This window comes from Rhizobium sp. YAF28, from assembly GCF_052113285.1.
Lineage (GTDB): Bacteria > Pseudomonadota > Alphaproteobacteria > Rhizobiales > Rhizobiaceae > Rhizobium.
In genome coordinates this window covers 227,576-249,234 of the sequence record NZ_JBFRCX010000002.1, presented here as the reverse complement: position 1 = coordinate 249,234, position 21,659 = coordinate 227,576, and the positions used below count along the sequence as shown (strand labels likewise).

20 protein-coding genes are annotated in these 21,659 nt (G+C 61.1%); 10 read left to right on the top strand and 10 right to left on the bottom strand.

Annotated features, from left to right (window positions below; translation table 11 throughout):
- Window positions 1-26: 26 nt before the first annotated feature.
- The 5 genes from AB4Z13_RS05500 to AB4Z13_RS05480 all read right to left on the bottom strand — a co-directional run bounded on the left by AB4Z13_RS05500 (window position 27) and on the right by AB4Z13_RS05480 (window position 2,941).
- Window positions 27-725, bottom strand: coding sequence for a pentapeptide repeat-containing protein (locus AB4Z13_RS05500; protein ID WP_113322563.1), 699 nt, complete (start codon window positions 723-725; stop codon window positions 27-29).
- 104 nt (window positions 726-829) lie between these two features.
- Window positions 830-1,378, bottom strand: a complete 549-nt coding sequence (locus tag AB4Z13_RS05495; RefSeq protein WP_439014391.1) for a GNAT family N-acetyltransferase — start codon at window positions 1,376-1,378, stop codon at window positions 830-832.
- A 33-nt stretch (window positions 1,379-1,411) separates the two neighbouring features.
- On the bottom strand, window positions 1,412-2,080 hold the full coding sequence (trhA, locus tag AB4Z13_RS05490; RefSeq protein WP_113322562.1) for a PAQR family membrane homeostasis protein TrhA: 669 nt from the start codon (window positions 2,078-2,080) through the stop codon (window positions 1,412-1,414).
- A gap of 118 nt (window positions 2,081-2,198) precedes the next feature.
- Window positions 2,199-2,519 carry a TraR/DksA family transcriptional regulator gene (locus AB4Z13_RS05485; RefSeq protein ID WP_113322561.1) on the bottom strand — a complete coding sequence of 107 codons (321 nt, stop codon included), beginning with the start codon at window positions 2,517-2,519 and terminating at the stop codon, window positions 2,199-2,201.
- Window positions 2,520-2,530: 11 nt separating this feature from the next.
- Window positions 2,531-2,941, bottom strand: a complete 411-nt coding sequence (locus AB4Z13_RS05480) for a universal stress protein (protein ID WP_007821491.1) — start codon at window positions 2,939-2,941, stop codon at window positions 2,531-2,533.
- A 198-nt stretch (window positions 2,942-3,139) separates the two neighbouring features.
- Here AB4Z13_RS05480 and AB4Z13_RS05475 point away from each other — a divergent pair, with 198 nt between their 5' ends.
- The gene (locus tag AB4Z13_RS05475) at window positions 3,140-4,096 is read left to right on the top strand and encodes a VOC family protein (protein WP_439014390.1); all 957 of its coding nucleotides are present in this window, start codon (window positions 3,140-3,142) and stop codon (window positions 4,094-4,096) included.
- A 271-nt stretch (window positions 4,097-4,367) separates the two neighbouring features.
- On the top strand, window positions 4,368-7,187 hold the full coding sequence (locus AB4Z13_RS05470; protein WP_442205934.1) for a phospholipase D-like domain-containing protein: 2,820 nt from the start codon (window positions 4,368-4,370) through the stop codon (window positions 7,185-7,187).
- A gap of 111 nt (window positions 7,188-7,298) precedes the next feature.
- On the opposite strand, the gene AB4Z13_RS05465 is transcribed toward AB4Z13_RS05470, so the two are convergent.
- Window positions 7,299-8,372, bottom strand: a complete 1,074-nt coding sequence (locus AB4Z13_RS05465) for an aldo/keto reductase (RefSeq protein ID WP_439014388.1) — start codon at window positions 8,370-8,372, stop codon at window positions 7,299-7,301.
- 95 nt (window positions 8,373-8,467) lie between these two features.
- Between AB4Z13_RS05465 and AB4Z13_RS05460 the strand changes: the two genes are divergently transcribed.
- The 3 genes from AB4Z13_RS05460 (at window position 8,468) to AB4Z13_RS05450 (ending at window position 11,933) form a co-directional block, all read left to right on the top strand.
- A complete protein-coding gene (locus AB4Z13_RS05460; protein ID WP_439014387.1) occupies window positions 8,468-9,367 on the top strand; it encodes a LysR family transcriptional regulator in 900 nt (299 codons plus the stop codon).
- Window positions 9,368-9,448: 81 nt separating this feature from the next.
- On the top strand, window positions 9,449-10,618 hold the full coding sequence (locus tag AB4Z13_RS05455) for an AI-2E family transporter (RefSeq protein ID WP_439014386.1): 1,170 nt from the start codon (window positions 9,449-9,451) through the stop codon (window positions 10,616-10,618).
- A gap of 22 nt (window positions 10,619-10,640) precedes the next feature.
- Window positions 10,641-11,933, top strand: coding sequence for an NAD(P)/FAD-dependent oxidoreductase (locus AB4Z13_RS05450; RefSeq protein WP_439014385.1), 1,293 nt, complete (start codon window positions 10,641-10,643; stop codon window positions 11,931-11,933).
- A gap of 127 nt (window positions 11,934-12,060) precedes the next feature.
- Here AB4Z13_RS05450 and AB4Z13_RS05445 read toward each other — a convergent pair whose 3' ends face one another.
- Window positions 12,061-12,843 carry a polysaccharide deacetylase family protein gene (locus AB4Z13_RS05445; RefSeq protein WP_439014384.1) on the bottom strand — a complete coding sequence of 261 codons (783 nt, stop codon included), beginning with the start codon at window positions 12,841-12,843 and terminating at the stop codon, window positions 12,061-12,063.
- Window positions 12,844-13,004: 161 nt separating this feature from the next.
- Complete coding sequence (locus AB4Z13_RS05440) at window positions 13,005-13,397, bottom strand: DUF930 domain-containing protein (RefSeq protein ID WP_113322554.1); 393 nt, start codon at window positions 13,395-13,397, stop codon at window positions 13,005-13,007.
- 231 nt (window positions 13,398-13,628) lie between these two features.
- Between AB4Z13_RS05440 and AB4Z13_RS05435 the strand changes: the two genes are divergently transcribed.
- Complete coding sequence (locus tag AB4Z13_RS05435) at window positions 13,629-15,737, top strand: S9 family peptidase (protein ID WP_439014383.1); 2,109 nt, start codon at window positions 13,629-13,631, stop codon at window positions 15,735-15,737.
- 51 nt (window positions 15,738-15,788) lie between these two features.
- Window positions 15,789-16,316, top strand: coding sequence for a DUF1697 domain-containing protein (locus AB4Z13_RS05430; RefSeq protein WP_439014382.1), 528 nt, complete (start codon window positions 15,789-15,791; stop codon window positions 16,314-16,316).
- On the opposite strand, the gene AB4Z13_RS05425 is transcribed toward AB4Z13_RS05430, so the two are convergent.
- The gene (locus AB4Z13_RS05425) at window positions 16,313-16,990 is read right to left on the bottom strand and encodes a TetR/AcrR family transcriptional regulator (RefSeq protein ID WP_113323227.1); all 678 of its coding nucleotides are present in this window, start codon (window positions 16,988-16,990) and stop codon (window positions 16,313-16,315) included. The genes AB4Z13_RS05430 and AB4Z13_RS05425 overlap by 4 nt on opposite strands.
- Before the next feature lie 219 nt (window positions 16,991-17,209).
- Here AB4Z13_RS05425 and AB4Z13_RS05420 point away from each other — a divergent pair, with 219 nt between their 5' ends.
- Together AB4Z13_RS05420 and AB4Z13_RS05415 are read left to right on the top strand one after the other, a co-directional pair.
- On the top strand, window positions 17,210-18,157 hold the full coding sequence (locus tag AB4Z13_RS05420) for a homocysteine S-methyltransferase family protein (RefSeq protein ID WP_439014381.1): 948 nt from the start codon (window positions 17,210-17,212) through the stop codon (window positions 18,155-18,157).
- An 18-nt stretch (window positions 18,158-18,175) separates the two neighbouring features.
- Window positions 18,176-18,415 (top strand): hypothetical protein, encoded by a 240-nt coding sequence (locus tag AB4Z13_RS05415; protein ID WP_439014380.1) that lies wholly within the window; start codon window positions 18,176-18,178, stop codon window positions 18,413-18,415.
- A gap of 16 nt (window positions 18,416-18,431) precedes the next feature.
- Here the strand turns inward: AB4Z13_RS05415 and AB4Z13_RS05410 are convergent, their stop codons facing one another.
- Complete coding sequence (locus tag AB4Z13_RS05410; protein ID WP_439014379.1) at window positions 18,432-19,886, bottom strand: MDR family MFS transporter; 1,455 nt, start codon at window positions 19,884-19,886, stop codon at window positions 18,432-18,434.
- Window positions 19,887-20,147: 261 nt separating this feature from the next.
- Here AB4Z13_RS05410 and AB4Z13_RS05405 point away from each other — a divergent pair, with 261 nt between their 5' ends.
- Entirely contained in the window at window positions 20,148-21,650 is a 1,503-nt protein-coding gene (locus AB4Z13_RS05405; RefSeq protein WP_439014378.1) for a protein adenylyltransferase SelO, read from the top strand.
- The last annotated feature ends 9 nt before the right edge of the window (window positions 21,651-21,659 follow it).

Below are 21,659 nucleotides of genomic sequence, written 5' to 3'. Positions count from 1 at the left end.
CGCTGCAAACTTTTGCTGGAAAGGCGCTAGTCCTGCTCCTGCGGGCAGGGCCAGCCTGAGGGAACAGAAAGCCCCGAAGGCAGCTTCGTCGAGGAATCGCCGCAGGCGAGGTCGATCTGCGCCTGCTGCAGGCCAGTAGCGGCGGACAGATCCAGCCCCTCGATGCGGGTCAGAAACATGAAGGCTCGGTCGAAGGTGATCGGACCTTCAAAGCTTGCGCCCGTCAGATCGGCGCGGGAGAGATTGGCGAGTGCGAAGCTGACGCCTGTCAGCACCGCCTTGTCGAAATTGGCCCGACCCAGCTCGGCCTTCTCGAAGTTGGCCTTCGTCAGCTGCGCCCCGGTGAAATCGGCCCGCTGCAACTCCGCACCGGCAAAGCTTGCACCATCGGCGATGGCCCTGGCAAAAGTCGATCGATAGGCTTCGATTTTTCCGAAGTTCGCGCCCTGCACGGTAGCGCCTTCAAGCGAGGCGCGCACGAGGGTCGCCTTTTCGGCATTGGCGGATTTGAGGTTGGCGCCGCCGAGATCGGTCAGCGAAAAATCCGTGCCGGCCAGATTGGCGCCCTGGAGGTCACTGCCCTGAAGCATCAGATTCTTCTTGTTGCACTCCTGCCAGTCGAGCTCCGGCGAAGCCGTGCTGCCGCAACTGGCCGCCATTACCGGCAGCGAATAGGCTGCCATGGCCAGAAAAGCCGAAAGACCGAGCACCGAGCGTCCAAACATCAACCTCTCCTCCGCGAGTCGCGCCATCAGAGATTTCTACAAGGCGCAGACTACGATAAAAATATGGTTAGTCCCCGCCAGCAATCAATCTGGAGATGGCCCTGTCAGGCTTTCGGTATGCGCAATTCCATGCAGGTGAGATCCAGCCAGCGGCCGAATTTGATGCCAACTTCGGAAAATGTGCCGGCGATGCGAAAGCCAAGCTTCGCGTGCAATTTGATGGAGGCGGTATTTTCGGCCTCGATGCCGGCGATCATGACGTGGATATTGCCGGCGCTCGCACGTTCGATCAATGCGCGCATCAGCTTTTCGCCAATGCCGGCACCGCGGCAATCCTTGTCGACATAGACAGAATGTTCGACCGTGTGGCGGTAGCCATCGAAGGCGCGCCAATCGCCATAGGAGGCGTAGCCGGCGACCTTGCCGTCCATTTCGGCGACGATGACCGGAAAGCCCCTGCCCTTGCGCGCCTTGAACCATTCCAGCCGGTTGTCGAGATCGACGAGCGTTTCGTTCCAGATTGCCGTGGTGTGCTCGACAGCGTGATTGTAGATATCTCTGATAGCAGGAAGATCGGCTTCGGCGGCGTCTCGGATGAGAACGGTATCGGTCATTTGGCAGGCCCGGTTCGAAATGGTCTTCTGCCGGGGCATACGCCGGGCGCGGGCCGATGTAAACGCCAGATATCAGAAGGCGGGAACCGAGAGGCTGAAGCAGGTCAGCACGGCCGAATAATGCACGGCGGCGGCGGCCACCACGAAGCCATGCCAGATGGCGTTCTGGAAGCGCAGCCTCTCCCAGACATGGAAGATGACGCCCAGCGAATAGATGATACCGCCGATGACGATCAGCAGCATGGAAGCATAGGGAATGCGCGAGGCGACGGGCTCGGCCACCAAGACGCCGCTCCAGCCCATGGCGAGATAAAGCAGGATCGCCAGGCGGTCATATTTGCCCGGAAAGACACATTTGACGAAGATGCCGAAGGCGGCAATCAGCCAGATGACGACCAGCATGCCAGACAGCAGCGGATCGTCGGCGCCGCGCTCCAGAAAGGGTGTATAGGTGGCGGCGATCAGGATGAAGATCGCCGAATGATCAAGCCGGCGCAGATACCATTTGGTGCGCGAAACCGGCCAGATATTATAGGAAAAGGAAATGCCGAGGGTCAGCACCAGCCCGACGCCGTAAACCCAGGCGGCAACCAGCGCACCGGCGGGGCTCCAGAGGGTGGCGTAGAAGATCAGCACAGTCACGCCGATCAGGGCAAAGAACAGTCCGACGCCGTGGACGATGCCGTCGGCGATCAGCTCATATCTGTCGTAGGCCCAGCGAATGCCGTTAATTTCGCCCATGCGCGCACCCCTACTCAGCGGAGGGGATCGTCGCATTGAATTCGCAAAGGCGCAACCGGACGCCCGGTGGCGTCAGGTTAAATCTTTGTGACGAGCCATGCTCGTTTTGATGACGCGCTTACTTGCCTGCCGCGCAATCCTCGCAGAGCGGCGTCTGCGGCAGCACTGCAAGGCGGGCCTCGGAGATCGCAGCACCGCAGCGGGCGCAGGTGCCGTAGGTGCCCCTGGCGATACGTTCGAGGGCGGCGTCGATGGCGCGCAGCTCATCCTCTCCGGCCTGGCCGAGACCTTCCAGCACTTCGTCATTCTCGTTCTCGATGGCGCGGTCGTCGTCATCGGTCGCCTTGGTGCGGCCGAGGTCCGTGTCGATCTTGCGCAGGCGCGCTGTCAGTTCGTGCCAGCGGTCGCGCAGGATCTTTTCCTGAAGTTTCATATCCATAGCTTCACGTCCTACCGATCCACCAGCACCGAGCACTTGGCGTGGCGCACCACGCGGTCGGCGGTGGCACCGATGAAATAATTGTAGATATCAGGAATGTGAGAGGCGATCATGACGAGATCGGCACCATGGCTTTCCGCTGCGGCAAGAATGCCGTTGGCGGGCGGGCCATTGCGGACTTCGACGGTGGCCGGAATGCCGGTCTTGGCGACGAGTTCATTCAGCCGGTCGCGGCCTTCCTTCATGGCATCCTCGACGACATTTCCCGGCAATTCAATGGCGACATAGGTTGGAATATCCTCGACGACATTGAGGAGGATGATCTCACCGCCATTGTCGAGCAGCTTTGCCGCCTTGCGGAAAATCTTCTCGCCTTTTTCGATGCCGCCGATTTCAACTGGAACGATGATCTTCTTGTACATGCTATCCTCCTTGAGGTGTTGATCTTCGTCATCAACCTCCTCCCTGGATAGATAAAGCGCATTGACTGATATCAAGTGGGGCGCGAGCCATCGTCAACGTTTGCAGAACGCTTCATCGTCAAAAACGAGCCTTCTGTGAACAATGAGAATGCGCCATATTGGGATCAAGTACAGCAGCCGAGGGGAGCTTACAGGCGAATGGACCGGCGAAAATTCCTCGCGCTCGCTACGGGCGGCACATTTGCCGCCACCGCCGGTACGCCTTTCAATTCCAGGGCAGGAGATCATTCCATGACGGCATCAGAACCATCTTACGCGCTGACGCGCCCTGCCTATATCGACCAGTCGCATCTGGTCGTGAAAGACTTGGCCGCGGTCTCCGGTTTCTATCAGAAGATGCTTGGCCTTTCGGTGCTCGAAAAGACCGCAAGCGGCGAAGTTCTGGGGGTTGCCGGCCTGCCGCTGCTGACGCTGACAACGGATAGCAATGCGCGCGAGGCCCCCCGCAATGCCGCCGGCCTCTTCCACACCGCTTTCCTGATGCCAAACCGCACCGAACTTGTCCGCTGGCTGCGCCATGCCGCGGACAACAATGTCACCCTCGAGGGCGCGTCCGACCATCTGGTCAGCGAGGCGATTTACCTTTCCGATCCTGAAGGCAACGGCATCGAAATCTATGCAGACCGTCCGCATGAAAGCTGGAAGTTCCATCCGGACGGCATGGTAGAAATGGCCACGCTGCGGCTCGACCTGCAGGCGCTCTACAACAGTGCGCCTGAGAATGCCTGGACCGGCATGGCTGACGGCACCGCGATCGGTCACATCCATCTGCAGGTCGGCGACATTCCGCAGGCAGATGCCTTCTATCGCGACGTGCTTGGCCTGAAGGTAATGGCGCGTTATCCGAGCGCAAGCTTCTTTGCGAGCGGCGGCTATCACCACCATCTCGCCGCCAATATCTGGAACAGCCGCGGCGCTGGCACCCGCGCCGACCACATGACCGGCCTTTCCGACTACAAGATCCGTTTCAATGACAAGGAAACGCTAGACAAAGCCGTTTCCAAGCTCGACGAGCTTGAGATCAAGAGCGAGAAGCGCGACGGCGGCGTCTTCCTGAAAGACCCGTGGGGCATCGGGCTTACACTCTCGGCCTGAAGGAATATCTTTTAAGGCACTCGGAAAGGATCGTTTTGGTATTTCACCGAAACGGTCCTTTCTGTTTTCAAGGAACTCCCAAAACAGTCGCGGCATATTCTCGATATTTGCTTTCAGGACGACCGAACGGTCGCGCAGGCGCTGGGCTCGACGCCATCATGCGGCTGTAATAAACTGGACGTATCTTCCCAGTTTACAACCCTCAATAGATTTCGCAGCCAATCCCCATCGTACACCGACGAAATGTCCGCCATCGGACGGAGGAGGCAGAATGACAGTGGAGGATTCCCAGCGCGTCCGGCAGGTGGCGGAGCAGGTTGTGGCCGCCAGCTCGGCGGGTGTGCAGGAGGACATCAACGCGCTGATGAGCAGCGCGCAAAGACCTGGCTGGCTTGATGAAGCCGGCCGCGCGATGAACGTCCGTTACGGCGGCGTGCGCGCATTGATGAACCGAGATCAGCCCGTCGAAGAAGGGGTCGATATCGGCCCACCTCCGGTCGGCGACTTGGAGACGATCGTCTTTGCCGTGGGTACGCCGGTTTTCCTTGTCAGGAACAATGCCGTCGACATCGACAGCGCCCGAGAGGAAGCGAAGGCCTGGCGCCGCATCCTGACGGACAACGCTGCGAACGTGGACCGGGCGATGGTTTCGATCGGCCGCGTCGACGTCACCAATGCCGACCGCGACTATGCCGGAACGGCATGGGTGATCGATGACGGCCTTGTCATCACCAACCGCCATGTGGCCAACCTTTTTGCGGAAGCAAGCGGCACCAGCTTCAAGTTCAAGATCGGCTTTGACGCGCGCCGCGAGATCGGCGTCAATATCGACTTCCTGGAGGAATTCGGTAACGCCACCAGCGACGAGGTGAAGATCGAACGTGTCGTCTGGGTGGCGCCTGAAAACGGACCCGATGTTGCCTTCCTGAAGCTGGAACAGAAATCCTCGCCGGTCGGCCGTCTGAAGCTCGACCTTGCCTCCGAGGTGCCGGTGCGCAACCTGCCGGTTGCTGCAATCGGCTATCCCGCCAGCGATTCCCGCTTCTCCGATCAGAGACTTGCCGAAAAGATTTTTGGCGGCGTCTTCACCAAGAAGCGGCTTGCAGTTGGCAACCTGCTGGCCGCCGACGAGAACCGTGTCACCCATTCCTGCTCTACCCTCGGCGGCAATTCCGGCTCTCCGTTGCTCGACATCGGCACTGGCAGGGTGATGGGGCTTCACTACAGCGGAACCGAATTCATCGAGAATGACGCGGTGCCGGCAGCCGTTCTGCGGCGTTGCCTGCAGCGCGCCCGAGGACTGCTCCAGCCATTGAACGGGGAGGTCATTGTGAGCAATAATGAGGAAAGCGGCACGGGCAGCGGCGGCGGCGGCAAGGTGACATTCACGATACCGCTGAAGATTACCGTCGAACTGGACACTGCAGCGTTGCAATCTTCGCTCGCAGGCGGACCAGCGGGCTCTCCTTCGGGGCCGTCCATTGTGATGAGTGCGACCGGTTCCGGTCCCAATCCGCCGTCCCCCTCGCCGATCGCAATGCCGACCAAGGAGCAGGTACTTGCTGCGGTCCGCAGCGCGCGATCTCAGTTTGCCAACCGTGACGACGTCGTTGCCATCAAGCCGGGCTATCGCTTCGAGAATGGCGAGATCACCGATCAGCGCGCCGTCGTGATCGCGGTCAATCGCAAGCTCGAACTGGGCGCCCTGGAATCGCGCGGCCGCACGAAGCTGCCGGACTACATCGATGGCGTTCGCACTGACGTCACTGTCGCCTCGGCGCAGGATCTCTTCGGCATTGACATGGATGAAGCCGCGAAGCCGAGCTGGCATACGAATTACAAGAAGCGCGACGACCTGCCGCTGACCCGTCGCCCGGTCAATGGCAAATTCGTCATCCATACCGGACCTGACGCGAGCTGGCCGCAGCTCGGTCCATTCCTGGCGAAGACCCGCAAGTCGCTGGTCGTTGCCATGTACGATTTCGGCGCGACGAATGTCGCCAATGGCGTGCTCGATGCGGTCAAGGGCCAGGCCGAAACCATCTCCATGGTGCTGCAGATGGGCGGCAAGGTGCATGATGGCGATCTGACGGATGCCGAAGCGGTCGCGCAGATCCGCGATGCGAAGGGTAACAAGTTCGATTTCGCGCCGGCGAGCGTCGGCAGGGACGGCATCTTCGATTCCGCCTACCATATCAAGGTCGCCGTGCGCGACCACAATGCCATGTGGCTTTCGAGCGGCAACTGGCAGAGTTCCAACCAGCCCAACGTCGCGCCTTTGACAAACAAGGATGACGCTCCATCGGCTCTCCGGCTCTACAATCGCGAATGGCATGCCATCCTTGAAAACGCCGAGCTCAGCAAACTCTACGAGGATCATATTCTGCGCGATCTGGAAGAGGCCAAGACGGTAACGGAGGCCGGCATCGTGTCGGAACAACTGGTCTTCCTGCCCGCCAACGTCGCCATGGACACGCTCGAAGCGCCCGAGAAGCCGCACTATTTCCAGCCGCTGACCGGCGAGCGCACAATCGACGTGCAGCCGATCCTGACGCCCGACAACTATCTCGATGTGGTATTGCCGTTCATTCAATCGGCCAAGAGCCGGATCTATTTCCAGAACCAGAGCTTCAATACCAAGACGGTGGGCGACAACTATCGCCGTCTGCTGGATGCGCTGCTCGAAAAGCAGAAGGGCGGGCTCGACGTGCGCATCATCTTCCGCAGCTTCGGCTCCGAGGACCGCGACGTCATCAGCAATGCCAAGGATTACGGCTTCGATACCAGTAAGATCCGCAAGCAGAAGAACTGCCATACCAAGGGAATCATCATCGACAGCGAAGCCGTGCTGATGGGCAGCCACAACTGGACGACAGCCGGCACCGGCTTCAACCGGGATGCGAGCCTGATCTTCTATGATGCCGAGATCGCCAAATTCTACGAGGAGATCTTCCTCTACGACTGGAACCGCATCGGCCCGGCGAAAATAGATGAAAATCTGCCGCCGCCGGTACTCGCACCATCAGGAGGGGAGACAGCACCGCCGTCAGGCTACATTGCCGTCCCGCTTTCGATCGCGCTTGGGCGGTGACTTCGGAGCGGCACAAACGGCGATTGGAACGCGCGGGGGCTGCGCTTTCGGAACAAAACTTCCAGACGACAAATGGCGCCGTTTCCGGCGCCATTTTCAGGTTTGCATGTTTCAATGACGGGGCTCGATGGTCACCTCGCCGAACATGACGCCGCGCGTCAATGGTTTAGCGAGGAAATCATGCGGGAAGCCGAGAACGATGGCGCTTGCTTCGGCCAGCCGAGTGCGATGCTCATCCGACAGGACCACATCAAGCGCACCGAGATTGTCTTCGAGCTGCGCCATCGTCTTTACGCCCATGATCGGCGAAGTTACGGCCGGGTTGGTGAGCGTCCAGGCGATCGCCACCTGCGCCGGCGTCTTGCCGATCTCGGCAGCGATTGCCTTTACGACCTCGGCGATGCCGAGGCTGCGCTCGGTCAGCGAACCGTTGCCGGCAGCGACATTCTTGCGGGTGCCGACGGCACTTGCGGTGCCACCGCCGATATCGAGGTCGGCACGACTATATTTGCCGGTGAGGACACCCATGCCGAGCGGCGACCAGGGAATGACGCCGAGACCGAGTTCAGCGGCCATCGGGATCAGTTCGCGCTCCACCGTGCGTTCGATCAGGCTGTATTCGATCTGGAGAGCCACCAGCGGCGCCCAACCACGAAGGTCTGCCAGCGTCTGCATGCGCGCGACCTGCCAGGCCGGTGTATCGGAAATGCCCGCATAGACGATCTTGCCGGCACGGACGAGATCGTCCAGTCCGCGCATCACCTCCTCGACCGAGGTCGTGAAATCCCAGGCGTGCAGGTAGAAGAGATCGATGTAATCGGTGTTCAGCCGCTTCAGGCTGTCTTCCACCGAACGGACCATGCTGCGGCGGTGATTGCCGCCGGAGTTCGGATCCCTGGGGCGCGAAGTGATCGTGTATTTGGTGGCAATCACCAGTTCGTCGCGGCGGCCTTCGGCAAAGCGGCCGACGAGGGTTTCGGACGTGCCGCCCGTATATTGATTGGCGGTATCGATGAAATTGCCGCCGCGATCGACATAGGCGTCGAACATGCGGCGGGACTCCTGCTCATCTGCTCCCCAGCCCCAATCTGTTCCGAAGGTCATGGCGCCGAGCGACAGCGGCGAAACGCGCAGGCCGGAACGGCCGAGGAGACGGTAGCGGTCAAGGGACAATGTATCAGTCATGGATAATCTCCTGTGTTGCAGAAAGAGGATGCGCCTTGCCGATACTGACAACAATGCTACATTATCGGCATGACTTCTTTAGAAACGAGAGCATAATGCGCGGCAGCGACTATGCCGAACTCAGGGCTTTTGCTGCGGTCGCCGAGCACGGCAATTTTGCCCGTGCGGCCGCCCGGCTCGGCATATCGGCCTCCGCGCTCAGCCAGACGATCCGCACGCTCGAGGAACGGATGGGCATCCGGCTGCTCAACCGCACGACGCGCAGCGTGGCGCCGAGCGAGGCGGGCCAACGGCTGCTTTCAAGGCTGCTGCCGGCGCTTGCCGATCTCGACCAGGCGGTGGCGGATGTTTCGGCGCTGCGCGATACGCCGGCCGGGTTGTTGCGCATCAACGCGCCGCGGGTTGCGATCGCGCACGGGCTGGCGCCGCTGATTGCGCCCTTCCATGCTGCCTTTCCCGATATCGTCATGGACATTATCGTGGATGACAAACTCTCCGATATCGTCGCCGATCGTTTCGATGCCGGCATCCGGCTGGGCGAGATGGTGGAAAAAGACATGGTGAGCGTAAAACTCGGCGGCGAGATGCGGCTCGTCGTGGTCGCCTCGCCCGACTACATCGCGCGCCACGGCATGCCGGACACACCGCGCGACCTGCGCGACCACTCTTGCGTCGTCTCCCGCTGGCCGACGGATGGCAGCCTCTATCATTGGGAATTCGAGCGCGGCGACGAGAAGCTCGAAGTGGCCGTCTCGGGGCCACTCAGCACCACAGACAACGACCTGATGCTGCGGGCCGTGCTTGATGGCATAGGCATCGGCTATCTCTTCGACTATCACGTGGCGGAAGATCTTACCGCCGGCAGGCTGGTGAGCATGCTGGATGACTGGACACCGCCCTTCCCCGGTTTCCACCTCTATTATCCGAGCCGGCGCCAGATGCCGCCGCCGCTGCGCGCCTTCGTGGATTTCGTCGGGCGGCGGCGGACGGCCTAGACGCCTCGATACCAGGGGGGAACCTGTAGCAAGCCTGCGCGTTGATTGGCGGAGCAATGGGGCTTCGGGGACACATCGCACATGGGAATCGCCAACGGCATCCGGAAACAGGCAAACAAGATCCGCCTCGGCGAACGCCACACCAGCGCATGGGCACGAACGCTTCAGGAAGAAGCTGCTGAAGAACTTCCACCGGCACCGATGCGGCGCGTCGAGAAGGACGGGCTCGATGTCAGCATGGCCTGGGCCATCATCGGCATCTTCGGCATCCTTGGGCTTGCCGCAGTCTATATGATGTCGCTGATTCTGATCCCCATCACGCTCGCGGTGGTCGTCGGCATGATCCTCGGCATGGCGGCAGAAAAGCTTTCGAAGATGGGCGTGCCGCGGCTTGCCAATGCGGCGATCCTTTCCTCCGCTGTCGCGCTGGTCATCGTCCTGCTGGCCAATTCGCTTGCCGGTCCCTTGGCGATGCTTGCCAATGAAGCGCCTGATTTCATCGAGCGCACGACCCAGCGCGTCATGCCCTATCTGGAGCGGATCGAATGGCTGCACATCACGCCTGCGACCTTCCAGAGCGGGCCGATGTCCATCGATGCGCTGCTCGAAAACACCGGAAACGTGCTGCATGTCGTGACAACAAACCTGACGCCGGCGCTGGTGCAGGGGCTGATCTTCTTTGCGGCGTTGCTGCTCTTTCTGGCAAGCCGCGTGAGCCTGCGCAAGACGATCATCATGACCTTTCGCGAACGGGCGCAGCGGCTGGCAGCGATCCGCGTCATCAATGCTGTGGAACAGGCGCTTGGCTTCTATTTCGCCACGGCCTCGCTGATCTATGTGGCGCTCGGCGTCGTGATGACTGTTATCGCCTATGCGGGCGGGCTGTCCATGCCAGTGCTCTGGGGTTTCTTTGCTTTTCTTTCGAGCTTCATTCCCTATCTCGGCATCACGATGATGACCGTTGCGGTCGCCATTGCCGGCGTTATCGCCCATGACGGCATCATTATCGGTCTTATACCTGCTGCAGCCTTCTTCACTGTTCACCTTGTGATGGAAAACCTGATCTTCCCCGCTGTCATGGGCCGGCGGCTGGAGATCAACCCGTTCGTCATCTTCCTGGCGATCATCTTCTGGACATGGATGTGGGGCGCGGTCGGCGCGATGCTGGCACTGCCGCTCTCGCTCATCGCCATGACCATCATGGAGGAACTGGTGATCGAGGAAAGACCGCAGCCGCAGCTGCCGAAGTAACGACACCGACTGGAGGCAAGCCATGGCATCCGACCTGCATCTCAACGAAGCCAGCCACGCTGAACTCGTAGGCGGCTGCTCGCTCTGGGGCAGGAACGGCGTGCGGCCGGCCTATCAGCCGCTCGAACTGAGCTTCAAGACCGATATCGCCATCATCGGCGGGGGGATAACCGGTGCGCTTGCCGCCGAACATCTGACGGCGCGAGGCTTTTCGGTCGTCGTCATCGACCGCGAGCAGCCGGGGTTCGGCAGTACCGCGGCAAGCACGGCCATGCTGCAATGGGAGATCGACCGCACACTCGGTGAGCTGGAAACCCTTTACGGCTTCGAGCGGGCAGCCGGCATTTATCGCCGCAGTGCTGCCTGTGTCGCAGGGCTTGCCAAGCTGATTGCGGCCCACGGCATTACCTGCGGTTTCCAGCCACGCAACACGCTCTATCTCGCCAATAATCACGAGGGTGCGCGCGAACTGATGGAGGAACGGCAGCTTCGCCGCCGGGCGGGATTGCCGGGCCATTATCTCGAACATCCCGATCTCCTCACCCAATACGAGTTCGACCGTGATGCGGCGATCCTCTCGCCGGGTTCGGCGGAGGCCGACCCGCTGCTGCTCACCTGGGCCTTGCTGCAGACTGCCTTTTCGCGCGGTGCGCGGTTGATCAACGCCTCGGTGACCAGGCTTCACAGCGAAGGCGGACATGTGACGGCCGAGACGAACGGCGCCCATGTAATCGAGGCGCGGCATGTGGTACTTGCGACCGGCTATTCCATGCCCGGCCTCGACATGCCGAAGCTGCATCGCACCAGTTCCAGCTGGGCTCTCGCCACCGTGCCCCAGAAGCCGGAAGACCTCTGGCGCGACGGCATGCTGCTCTGGGAAGACAGCCATCCCTATCTCTATGTGCGCACCACTGATGACAATCGTATCATCGTCGGCGGCGAGGACGATGACACCACCGATCCCGAAGAGCGCGACCTCAAGCTGCCGGGGAAGGTCATAACGATCCGGGAAAAGCTGAAGCGGCTGTGGCCGAGGGCGGATACGCGGGTGGAGCATGCCTGGTGCGGCACATTCGGCGAGACGGTGGATGGCCTGCCGCTGATCGGCCCGGTGCCAGGGATGGCTGGCGTCTATGCCGCCTATGGGTACGGCGGCAACGGCATCACCTTCTCCTACCTCGCCGCGCAAATGATCGGCGCAATGTTCGCCGGCATGCATCGTGACTGGTTCGAGGATTTCGCTCTCGACAGGGATGCGCCGACTGTGCGGAGTTTCATGGCGGGTTCGATACGGACCGGAGACGAACTGAGGTAAGCTTCGTTCCAGAGCATTTCCGTTTTCTTCGAATCACGAAAATGCTCTATCTCTTTGTCTTCACGCAATTCGGGGTTTTCACGCAATTCCGGACGCAAAACCGCTGCACGCTTTTGCTGGAACTGCTCTACTCCGTCGTCTTGTCGTCGCCCGTATCGGCAACATCCTGCAGCCGGACGAACTCCGTACCCTTTGCCTTGAGATCGACGAGTGCCTTGGCGACACCCGCACCGGCCGCATGCGTCGGCTGGTTGATGTGGGAGATGACGACGTCGCCGTCCTTGGCCGAGGAAATGCGCTTTTCGGTGACCGCGGCACCGAGCAGCGAACCACCGTCGCCATTCACGGAATAACCGGCGATGCGGTAGCCCATGGCGCGGATCTGGCCGATGGCCGAGAGATCATACTTGGCGGTCGAGCCACGGAACCAGCGGGGCGCCGGAATGCCCGACGCGACCATCGCGGCGGCACCACCTTCCACTTCCTGCCTGACGGCATCGGGCGAGCCGGCAGATGCGATGCCATAGACCCGCACCGGCTTGTCGATTGCCGGGATATGCTTCTCGCCGTGATTTTCCAGTTCGAAGAGATCCGGGTTCTGCAGGAAGACGGCAACCGCCTTCGGATTGCGCTTCAGCCAGCGGGCGGTGACGAAGATCGTCGCCGGGATGCGCTCGTTGACCAGCGTCGAGACAATGCGCTCATCGGCCTCGCCCATGCAGGCATCGAAGGTCAGCGCAATGCGCGCGTGGCCTGATATGTTGGAACGGGCGATGTGCAGGTGCGGCTCTACCAGCTTGGGACCTGCCGCGACCGGCGGACGGGCAGGTGCGGCGGCGGGCGTTTCCGCGGCAAAAGCCGATGAGGCAGCGGCGAGCAGCAGTGCGTAGCCGAGAAGAAAGCGGTTCATGAACAATCAGATTCTGTTGATGTTTTAGCAGGGCTTAAAGCAAAACAGGGACCCGAGCCATGTGGCCTGATGCCGCCCGTCGAGGACGGCTCATGTCTCAATCTGCCCGCATTCCTGTGCCTGTCACGGGAATGCGGAAGAGCAAAGAAGAGGCCAAGGGCTCAATCATAGAGATAATATTTGGTCCACTTATCCTTCGGCACCTTGTCGCCGATCTTGTACTTCAGGTCGCGAACGTTGATGTGCTGCGGGCCGGTGATGCAGGTATAGGAGAGATGATACCAGTCGCCCTTACTGCGGAAGACGGCGCCCGGGGCTTCGAGGCGGTCATCGCTCGGGATCGGGTCCTTGAAGGTGTAGGCGATGACCTTGTCCGGCCGGAAGCCCGTGCCGTCACTGTTGATGCGGCTCATGGCTTCCGTATCGCAGCTCTGCTCAAGGCGGGTGGCCGGATCGAGCTTTTCGAGCTGCTTCTTGATGGCGGGATCGACCGCAAGGGCGGACGAGGCGGCAAGGCCCGCGAGCGACATAAACAGGACCAGACGTTTCGGCATTACGGGGAAACCTTTACTGTTATGTATTCGTCACGCTGCCGCCGACCGCTTGCCGGGACCCGACGCTGGTGCAATTTTCGCGCAATGCCAGCGGACATTCTTAAACAATGTGGTGACATCAAGGCGACGCGCCGGTCATCTTGTCTCAATAAGGTTCACCGGCTGACGCTTGATCCTGACCTGCAGCACCTCTATCTCTTGCCCACCGACACCGCCCTTACGGAGCTTTCCTTGACCGCTTTCAAGAACCTGCCTGTCCCGCCCGCCGCTGAAAAAAGACCCGTCTCCGACACGCGCCACGGCATCACGCGGACCGACGATTATGCCTGGCTGCGGGCCGACAACTGGCAGGCCATGTTCAAGGATCCCTCCATCCTCGACCCCGATATCCGCGCCCATCTGGAAGCCGAAAACGGCTACATGAATGCTGCCATGGAAGACACCAAGCCGCTGCAGAAGACGCTGTTTGCCGAGATGCGCGGCCGCATCAAGGAAGACGACAGCTCAGTACCGATGAAGGATGGGACCTATGCCTACGGCACCTCCTTTGTCACCGGCGGCGAGCAGCCGCGCTATTTCCGCATTCCGCGCGATGGCAACGTAAAGGACGAGACGATCCGCATCATCCTTCTCGACGGCGACAAGGAAGCCGCCGGCAAGGCTTATTTCCGGCTCGCCGGCCTCGACCATTGCACGGACCACAGCCGCGGCATCTGGGGCTATGACGACAAGGGCTCGGAATTCTTCACGCTGAGGGTTCGTGATCTGGCGACCGGCGAAGACCTGTCCGACGTGCTCGAGAATACCGGCGGCGGCGGGGTCTGGGCGCCTGACGGCAGGAGCTTCTTCTATTCGGCGCTTGACGAGAACCACCGCCCCTCGAAGGTTTTTCACCACATTCTCGGCACGCCGCAGAGCGACGACCGTCTGGTCTACGAGGAAGAGGACGCCGGCTTCTTCATGGGCGTCGGCGGTTCGCTGCTCGACGACTTCATCTATATCGATATCCACGACCATGAAACGAGCGAATACCGGCTGCTTTCGACCAAGGACCTGACGGCCGAGCCGAAGCTGGTGGCGGTGCGCGAGGAAGGCATCGAATATTCGCTGACAGAGGGCGGCGACGTCTTCTACATCCTCACCAATGACGGCGGCGCCAAGGATTTCAAGATCATGGAAGCGCCGGTTGAAAAGCCGGGCAAGGAAAACTGGCGCGAGGTCGTACCGCACAAGCCGGGCACGCTCATCATCAGCCACATGGCATATGCTCGCCATCTCCTGTGGCTCGAGCGCAAGGACGGCCTGCCGCAGATCATGATCCGCGACCGCCGCACCGGCGAAGAACATGCAATCGCCTTCGACGAGGAAGCCTATTCGCTCGGCCTTTCGGGTGCCGCCGAATACGACACCGACGTCATCCGCTTCTCGTATTCCTCGATGACGACGCCCTCGCAGCTTTATGACTACAACATGGTCACCCGCGAGCGCACGCTGCTCAAGACGCAGGAAGTACCATCGGGCCATAATCCTGACGACTACGTCACTCGCCGCGTCTTCGCGCCGGCATGGGATGGGGAGAAAGTGCCGGTCACCCTGCTCTATCGCAAGGATACGCCGCTCGATGGTTCCGCGCCCTGCCTGCTCTACGGATACGGCGCCTATGGCATCACCATTCCGGCCGGCTTCAACACCAATTGCCTGTCGCTTGCCGATCGCGGCTTCGTCTATGCCATCGCCCATATCCGCGGCGGCAAGGACAGGGGCTTTGCCTGGTACGAAGACGGCAAGATGGACAAGAAGACCAACACCTTCAAGGACTTCATCGCTGCCGCTGATTATCTGAATCAGGAGAAGTTCACGTCTTACGCGAACATCATCGCCGAGGGCGGATCGGCCGGCGGCATGCTGATGGGGGCGGTCGCCAACATGGCACCGGAGAAATTCGCCGGTCTCATCGCCGCCGTTCCCTTCGTCGACGTCCTGAACACCATGCTCGATGACACACTGCCGCTCACCCCGCCGGAATGGCCGGAATGGGGCAACCCGATCGAGAGCCGCGAAGAATACGAGCAGATCGCCGCCTATTCGCCCTATGACAATGTCGGCGCGAAACCCTACCCGCCGATCCTGGCGCTCGGTGGCCTGACCGACCCGCGCGTCACCTATTGGGAGCCGGCGAAGTGGGTCGCCAAGCTGCGCGACAAGACGACAGGCAATGCGCCCATCCTGCTGAAGACCAATATGGATGCCGGCCACGGCGGCGCCTCCGGGCGCTTCCAGCGGCTCGAAGAGATCGCGTTCGAATATGCGTTTGCGGTCAAGGTGGCAGGCAAGATGTAGGAGCCGAATGTGGCGTGCCCTGCGCACGCCACGCAGTCAAGGGAGGGAGAAATGGCCGTCTATATCGCGCTGCTGAGAGCCGTGAATGTCGGCGGCACGAGCTCCCTGCCGATGGCGGAGCTGAAGGCGATATGCGAGGGGCTCGGCTTTTCCGATGTGAAGACCTACATCCAGAGCGGCAACGTCCTGTTCCGCTCTGATGAGGCCGAAAAGGCAGTCGAGGAGAAGCTCGACAACGCGCTGGGCAAGAAATTGGGCAAGAGGCCGGGCGTGATGGTGCGCAGCCGCAAGGAACTTGACGGCATCATCGCCCACGCGCCCTTCCCCAAGGCCAAACCCAATTTTCTGCTGGTCTATTTCCTGCCGGAAGCAGCACCTAAAGATGCCTTGGACAAGATGGCGGCGCCCGATGGCGAGGAAGCAAAGCTGGCCGGGCGCGAGATCTATGTGCACTATCCCATCGGCTCCGGCCGATCGAAGCTGAAGCTGCCGGCGCTGAAGGCGGGTACCTCCCGCAATCTCAACACCGTGCGCAAGCTCGCCGACTTGGCAGCTGAGCTGGAAGACGGCAAAACCTAAAGTCCGCCACTCCTCACCGTGCCGTAGATCTGGTCGTGCCTGACGGCAACGAGCGGCGACTCGATGGCCGGCAGGAAGAGCATCCTTACGAAGATGCGCAGCATCAGCACCTGTTCGGCGAGCGTATTCGGCTCCTTCAGCGTCTTTGAGAGAACGATACCGCCTTCGAGCACCGAAGAGACCATATCGGCGAGCTGGTCGACATCCACGGGCTCGCGTGGCGTATAGACGGCCATGATCTCGCGGAACATGCGGCCGAAGCGGCGACGCCAGGCGAGTACGGCATTGCGGTTAGTCTCCTGGATCTCGCGGTCGAAGAGCCGCTCGTAGTAGCAGACAGTCGCCACCAGGCAGCCCGGATGGCCGTTCGGCAGGTCGGCCACCAGTTCGGAGAGCAGCTTCAAGCCAAGCAGAAAGGACTGCAGCGGATCATCCATCAGATCGCGCGCGCGGCTGAAGATCTCGTCATAGATGCGTTCGTCGTTCTCGATGTAGCGGTTGAGCAGCGCTTTCGCGAGCTCGTTCTTGTCCTTGAAGTGGTAAAAGAAGCCGCTCTTGGTGATGCCCGTCTCGACGATCAGTTCCTCAATGGACGTGCCGCCGAAACCCTTCTGCAAGACCGCTGCTTCTGCCACATCAAGGATGCGATTCCGCGTTTCCTCGCCCTTTCGCATGTTCCCCTCCTGTACCCGCGGTACAGTTTTCTGCGCAGCAAGATCGGGCCTGGCTCCGCCCCCGGCAGCATTGGCCCATGCAAGGGATTGATTTCAATCCGCAAAATTCGAAACCCGCAGTAGTATACCGCAAGTCGCCTAGTTTGGCATCAGATTAAGCGGCAGAACATCACCATCGACGGCAGCCATTACTGGCGCCGCGACAGGAGAGGTTTCACAATGGCAAAGTACAGGCATGGGCTGCCGCAGCTAAAGGGCGGCACCTTCATTAGCGATGGCGGCATGGAAACCACGATGATCTTCCACGACGGCATCGAGCTTCCGCATTTCGCCTCCTTCGTATTGCTGGCTTCTGAGGACGGACGGGAGCGCACGAAGAATTACTATCGCCGCTATCTGGATATCGCCCGGCGGCACGGAACGGGTTTCGTGCTCGACACCGCCACATGGCGTGCCAATCCCGACTGGGGCCAGAAGCTCAACTATACGACCGAGGCGCTGCAAGCGGCAAACGAGCAAGCCGTCGAGCTTCTCGTGGGCTTACGCCACGCCTATGAGCGGCCGGAGCAGCCAATCGTCATCAGCGGCGCTATCGGCCCGCGCGGCGACGGCTACAAGGCGGGCGTGATGAGCGCCGACGAGGCGGAGGACTACCACGCCTTCCAGATCGAGACCTTCGCCGGCACGGAGGCCGATATGGTCGCCGCCTTCACGCTGACCAACATCGACGAGGCAATCGGCATTGCGCGTGCAGCCAAAACGCTCGGCATGCCCTGCGCGATCTCCTTCACGCTGGAGACTGACGGCAGGCTGGTGACCGGCCGCAGCATTCAGGACGCGATCGAAACGACGGATGCGGCGACCGGCGGATCGCCGGCCTATTACATGATCAATTGCGCCCACCCGACGCATTTCGAAGGGGCGCTCGATCACGGCAGCGCCTGGGTGAAGCGCATTTCCGGCATCCGCGCCAATGCCTCGACCATGAGCCATGAGCAACTCGATAACAGCGAGGTGCTGGATGCGGGGGATCCTGCCGATCTCGGCCGACGCTACCGCGAACTCCTTCGCCGCATGCCGCAGGTGCGGGTGCTCGGCGGCTGCTGCGGCACCGACCACCGCCATGTTGCGGCGATCTGCGAGGCCTGCCTGCCGCAGGCGGCGTGACGGGGCGAGCGGAAGGGCATGATTGTGACGATGGTGGGGGCAATGACGCGCCAGCGCAGCTGGCGTGATCTGTGGTTTGCGATCACAGGGCGGCAGACGCAAGCCGAACCGGAGGCGGTTGTGGAGGTGGCATTGCAGGATATGGATCTTGCAGCTTTCGAGGACCTCGACAGCCGCATGGCCTACGGGCTTCAGGCGGACCAACGCAAGGGGCGTCCATCGTGGCGCCGGCGATTGCGGAAGCCTATCGGCCTCTAACGAAGAGGAAGGCGCCTCAGCTTCCGGCTGCGGCGCCTTTTGTCTGCTTGGCCTTATAGCCGCTGATCTCTTCGCCTGCGGTCGGTGAGAAGCGCAGGTTCCAGATGGTGGCGCTAATCGAAATGATCGCAACCACGATGAAGGCGGTGGAGAAATCACCAAGCTCGGGCGTTTCGACACCGTTGAAGGCCATGGAGGCATGCAGCGCCAGTGCACCGATGCAGATGCCGAGCGAGAGCATCAGCTGCTGGAAGGTAGTGTAGAAGCTCGTTGCCGAGCTCATCCGATCCTGGCTGATCTCATCATAGGCGATGGTGTTGTAGGCCGTGAACTGGAACGACATGAAGAAGGCGCTGAGCACCAGCGCGATGAAGATCAGCGGCATCGGCCAGTCCGGCCGGAAGGCGGCGCAGAGACCATAACCGATCGTGCCGAGAATGCCGTTGATAATAAGGCTTCGGCGGAAACCGACGCGGCGGAAGACGGCCTTTGCCAGAGGCTTCATGAACAACGCACCGAGTGCCGTGGAAATGACGATCTGGCCGGCGGCAGCTGCCGAAAGGCCGAAGCCGATCTGGAAGAGCAGCGGCAGCAGGAAGGGCTGTGCGCCCTGCGTGATGCGCGTCAGCGAACCGGCGATGACCGAGGTGCCGAAGCTTGGCACCTTCATCAGCGAGAAATCCATGATCGGGGCCGGATGCTTGCGAGCATGGCGCAGATAAGCAATGCCGAAGAGCAGGCCGATGGCGATGAGGAAGATCGAGAACGAGCCCTGCCCTTCATGGCTAGACAATTCGAAGCCGAAAAGCATCGAGCCGAGCGAGATACCAGAGAGGATGAAGCCGAGCGTATCGAAGGGGCCGGCCGCCTTGCCCTTCACTTCGTCGATATAAATCGACACGAAGATCATGCCGATGATGCCGATCGGCACGTTGATGTAGAAGATCCAGCGCCAATCGAGATAGGTGACGATGAAGCCACCGAGCGGCGGGCCGACGATCGGGCCGATCAGCGCCGGCACCAAAAGCCAGGACATGGCGCTGACCATATCCTTGCGGTCGACACTGCGCATCAGCACCAGACGGCCAACGGGCATCATCATGGCACCGCCAATGCCCTGCAGCAGGCGGGCGAGCACGAGGAACGGCAAGGTCGGCGCGAAGGCACAGAGGATGGAGCCGATCACGAAAACGGCGATCGCAGAGCGGAAGACGGTGCGCGAACCGAAACTGTCTGCCATGCGGCCGCTGGCGGGAATGAAGATCGCCAGACTGAGCAGATAGGAGGTCAGGGCGATCGACATGGCCGGGGCGTCGACGCCGAAATCGCGCGCCATCGTCGGCAGTGCGGTCGCCAGCACGGTTGCGTCGACATTTTCCATGAGCATGGCACTCGCGACAATCATCGCGATCACCCGGAAATTGGGTGCTGCGCGCCGAACCATCGGCGCATGATAAATCTGATCCGACATCGTCAGGGATCACTCGCAAAGGCGCAGCGGAGCACACGGGGCGACAGGGCCGCGGGGGATGACATGGCAAAACTGCCAAGAGGAGATGATTTTGCTATACGCCTGCAATCATGGCGGCGCTATGTCTTTTATGGCACATCTGCTTTGCCGAGAGGTAAAGGCAGATCACCATTCCTTGCACTTTTTTGCCCTTCGTGAAGGGAATGGTTTCGGGGCCAAAATCGGCTTGCGTGACCGCACCTGCGGCCCTACCTATTAGTCATGACCTCCGCCCTGCAGAAAAAACGGCCGGATACGGCCTTCAGCTTCGACAACAGCTATGTGCGGTTGCCGCAGCGCTTCTTCGCTACGCAAGTGCCGACACAGGTAGCGGAGCCCTGGCTGATCAAGCTCAACGAGCCGCTCGCGGAAGAACTGGGGCTCGATGTCGATATTTTGAAGCGCGATGGCGCTGCGATCTTTTCCGGCAATCTCGTGCCCGAAGGCGCCGAACCGCTGGCGATGGCCTATGCCGGCCACCAGTTCGGCCACTTCGTGCCGCTGCTCGGCGACGGGCGGGCGATCCTGCTCGGCGAAGTGATCGACCGTAGCGGCGAGCGCCGCGACATTCAGCTCAAGGGTGCGGGACAGACGCCCTTTTCCCGCCGTGGTGACGGGCGGGCGGCGCTTGGCCCAGTCTTGCGCGAATATATCATCAGCGAGGCGATGTTTGCGCTCGGCATTCCCGCCACGCGGGCGCTTGCTGCCGTGTTGACAGGCGAAGGCGTGCGGCGTGAGGAGATATTGCCGGGCGCCGTCTTTACGCGCGTCGCGGCAAGCCATATCCGCGTCGGCACCTTCCAGTATCTTGCCGCTGGTGGTGACGAGGATGGCATCAAGGCGCTCGCCGATCATGTCATCGAACGGCACTATCCCGAGCTGAAGGCGGCGGAGAATCCTTATCTCGCGCTCTACGAATCTGTCTGCGACCGGCAGGCGGCGCTGATCGCGCGCTGGCTGCAGGTCGGCTTCATCCATGGTGTGATGAATACCGACAATATGACGATCTCGGGCGAGACGATCGATTTCGGTCCCTGCGCCTTCATGGATATCTATGATCCGATGAAGGTCTTCTCGTCGATCGACCAGCACGGGCGCTACGCCTATGCCAATCAGCCGGGTATCGGGCAATGGAACCTGGCACGGCTCGGCGAAGCGCTGCTGCCGCTGATCGATGCCGACAAGGACAAGGCGATCGAGCATGCCAATGCCATCATCAAGGCCTATGGCGAGCGTTTCCACGCCTTCTGGCTGCAGTGCATGCGCGGCAAAATTGGCCTGAGCGCAGCTGAGGATGACGATCTGGAACTGATCCAGTCGTTACTGGCGCTGATGCAGGCTGAGAACGCGGATTTCACGTTGACCTTCCGGCGGCTTTCAATCCTGGCAGGCGATGAGACGGCGGAGGCTGTCTTCGCCTCGAGTTTCCGGGAGCCGACTGCCACTGCCGAATGGCTGACGCGCTGGCGCGAACGGCTTTCGCGCGATCCGCAGACGCCCAGTGATCGGGCTGCCGCGATGAAGCAGGTCAACCCGGCCTTCATTCCGCGCAACCATCGGGTCGAGCAGGCGATCGAGGCGGCCGTTCAGGACGGCGATTTCTCGCTGTTCGAGGCGCTGCTGACAGTTCTTTCGCACCCCTATGACGAGCAGCCAACATTTGCGGCCTATATGGACCCGCCGAAGCCCGAAGAGCGGGTGCTCCAGACCTTCTGCGGAACCTGATTTCCGACA